Annotated in this window: 3 protein-coding genes and 1 pseudogene; 2 read left to right on the top strand and 2 right to left on the bottom strand. The window is 70.0% G+C overall.

Annotated elements, in window-relative coordinates:
* On the top strand, positions 1–399 hold a 399-nt coding region (locus tag VFX99_RS02280; protein ID WP_329664698.1), incomplete at its 5' end, for a hypothetical protein.
* Here the strand turns inward: VFX99_RS02280 and VFX99_RS02275 are convergent.
* Positions 396–1,070: a hypothetical protein gene (locus tag VFX99_RS02275; protein WP_329664697.1), complete on the bottom strand. Its 675-nt coding sequence runs from the start codon at positions 1,068–1,070 to the stop codon at positions 396–398. The two genes, VFX99_RS02280 and VFX99_RS02275, sit on opposite strands and share 4 nt — an antisense overlap.
* 139 nt (positions 1,071–1,209) lie before the next feature.
* On the opposite strand from VFX99_RS02275, the gene VFX99_RS02270 reads away from it, so the two are divergent.
* Positions 1,210–1,623 (top strand): VOC family protein, encoded by a 414-nt coding sequence (locus tag VFX99_RS02270; protein WP_329664696.1) that lies wholly within the window; start codon positions 1,210–1,212, stop codon positions 1,621–1,623.
* A 60-nt stretch (positions 1,624–1,683) separates the two neighbouring features.
* Here VFX99_RS02270 and VFX99_RS02265 read toward each other — a convergent pair.
* Positions 1,684–2,010, bottom strand: a pseudogene (locus VFX99_RS02265) (peroxiredoxin); the annotation flags it as partial.

The raw sequence follows: 2,010 nt of genomic DNA, 5'->3' as shown, positions 1-2,010 counted from the left end.
GTCGACCTGTTCGTGCGCTGGTACGGGTGCCGCGCGTTCGGGCCGTCGCTGTTCTGGCCCGACGACGTGCCGGCGACCGAGCTGGAGCCGGTGCACCCGGGCCTCGAGCTGCCGGGCGGCCTGCTCGCCTGCCACGACGGGCGCGGGATGCAGGAGACGCCGGTCTACCTGCCCGAGCAGCGCGTGCTCGTGTTCGCCGACGGCATGACCGCGCCGGAGGGCGTCCTGCGCGTGTGGGGGACGCCGTGGCACGAGCAGCGGGTCCTGCCGGCGATGCGCGCGCTGCTGGAGCTCCCGTTCGAGCACGTGATCGTGTCGCACGGGGAGCCGGTGCACGACCGGCCCGCGTTCGAGGCCGCCCTCGAACGCGAGCCGTGGTCGGAGTGGGCCGGTGCCTAGGCGCCGGTGTTGACCGTGATCTTCGCGATGCCGACCTCGAGGCCGCCCTTCAGCGCGTCGACGCCGAACGTGTCGTTGAGCAGCTGAGCCGACTCGTCCTTGAACTTGACGGTCGTGCCCTCGAGCACGGCGGTGCCGTCGTCCTTGGCCTCCAGCGGCTTCAGCGTGCGGCCGTCGAGGAAGAACAGCGGGGCGCTCGCGGCGGCCTCCTTGCCGTCGACGGTGACCTTGCCGGTCAGCACGGAGGCGCCGGGGTCGACGACGAAGTTCGTCAGCCGGACGGTCTTGCCGCCGCCCTCGAGCTGCAGGCCGGAGCCGTCGTGGTCGATCTCGCCCTGCACGAACGGGGAGACGGTGCCGGGCTTGAAGTACTTCACGTTGCCGCCCGTGATGGGGAAGCTGGCCACGCCCGCCTTCGAGATCGACGCGTCACCCACCGGGCTCGGGGTGAGCTCGAGTTGCGTCAGGGCGTCGACGAAGCCGGCGTCGAGCGTGACGGCGGTCGACTTGCCCGTGAGCTGGTCGACCTGGGCGACCGGCTCGGCCGCCTTCTGGCTCGTGCCGGAGGATCCGGAGGCCGAGCTCGATGAGCTCTCGTCGCTGCCGCACGCGGTTGCGCCGAGCGCAAGAGCGGCGGCGGTGGCGAGGATGGCGGGGGTACGGCCATGCATGGGGAGGTCCCTTCGTCAGGAGGTGGTTGCCCCCATCAGTGCGCTCCGCGACCCGCGGTGGATGCCTACGCGAGCCGATGTGGCGCACCGTCGCTTGGGATGATCCACAGCGTCCCCTCGAACGTAAGGAGCGCCCGCGATGGCATCCAAGCTCAACCCCTACATCTCCTTCGACGGCACCGCGCGCGAGGCGATGGAGACCTACAAGGACGCGCTCGGCGGGGAGCTGTCGATCAACACGTTCGGCGAGTTCGGCGAGGCGCCCCCCGGCTTCGAGGACAAGGTGATGCACAGCCAGCTCGAGACCCCGTCGGGCTTCACGCTGATGGCCTCCGACACGCCGCCCGGCATGCCGTTCCAGCCCGGCACCAACATCTCCGTCAGCCTCAGCGGCGACGACGAGGGCGAGCTGCGCGGTTACTGGGACAAGCTGGCCGCCAACGGCGAGGTCGCGATGCCGCTCGAGAAGCAGATGTGGGGCGACGTGTTCGGCAGCGTCACCGACCGCTTCGGCATCACCTGGATGGTCAACATCGCCCAGCCTCAGGGCTAGCGCCCGACGCGAGCGGTTAGTCGTTCGGGCTCAGGCCGAACAACTAACCGCTCGACGCGTTCAGACGGGGTCCTTGACGATCCGGATGTAGGGCTTGGGCTCCTCCCAGCCGTCCGGGTAGCGCTCCTTGGCCTGGTCGTTGGAGACCGAGCCGGCGATGATCACGTCGTCGCCGGGCTGCCACTGGGCGGGTGTGGCGACCTGGTGCTGCGACGTGCGCTGGAGCGAGTCGATGACGCGCAGCACCTCGTCGAAGTTGCGGCCGGTCGTCATCGGATAGATCAGGACGAGCTTGATCTTCTTGTCCGGGCCGATCACGAAGACGTTGCGCAGCGTCGCGTTCTGGGCGGGCGTGCGGTCGGTCGGGTCGCCGCTGGTGTCGGGCGG

The sequence above is a fragment of the Microbacterium sp. genome, assembly GCF_036277215.1.
GTDB lineage: Bacteria > Actinomycetota > Actinomycetes > Actinomycetales > Microbacteriaceae > Microbacterium.
Note: the sequence above shows the minus strand (reverse complement) of the source record. Positions and strands in the feature narration are given on the sequence as shown.